The 582-nt window shown below is 60.1% G+C and carries 1 protein-coding gene; it reads left to right on the top strand.

What is annotated here, in order from left to right; all coding sequences use genetic code 11:
- Positions 1 to 582: condensation domain-containing protein (locus CAG11_RS33045; RefSeq protein WP_143494907.1), on the top strand; the 582-nt coding region annotated here is incomplete at both ends.

Below are 582 nucleotides of genomic sequence, written 5' to 3'. Positions count from 1 at the left end.
CTGATCGAGGCGCAGATCGCCCAGCCATTCGATTTGAGCCGGGGCCCATTGCTGCGGGTCAACCTGCTGCGCCTGGCCGAAGATGACCATGTGCTGGTGTTGGTACAGCACCATATTGTGTCCGATGGTTGGTCAATGCAGGTGATGGTCGACGAACTGGTGCAGTTGTACGCCGCCTACAGCCAGGGTCGTGAACTGCAGTTGCCGGTCATGGCGATCCAGTATGCCGACTACGCCGCCTGGCAGCGCGACTGGATGGAGGCCGGGGAGAAGGCAAGGCAGCTGGAGTACTGGTGTGCATTGCTTGGAGGTGAACAACCCGTCCTGGAACTACCGTTCGACCATCAGCGTCCGGCTTTGCAAAGTCATCGTGGTGCTCGTTTGGATGTGTCGTTGCAAGACGCTCTGGTGACCGGCCTGAAAGTCTTGGCACAACGTGAGGGCATGACTCTGTTCATGCTGCTGCTGGCCTCGTTCCAAGTGCTGCTGCATCGCTACAGCGGCCAGCAGGACATCCGCGTCGGGGTGCCGATCGCCAACCGCAACCGGGTAGAGACCGAGCGCCTGATCGGTTTCTTCGTC

Origin of the sequence: Pseudomonas sp. B6(2017) (genome assembly GCF_002112765.1) — a bacterium.
Lineage (GTDB): Bacteria > Pseudomonadota > Gammaproteobacteria > Pseudomonadales > Pseudomonadaceae > Aquipseudomonas > Aquipseudomonas piscis.
Note: the sequence above shows the minus strand (reverse complement) of the source record. Positions and strands in the feature narration are given on the sequence as shown.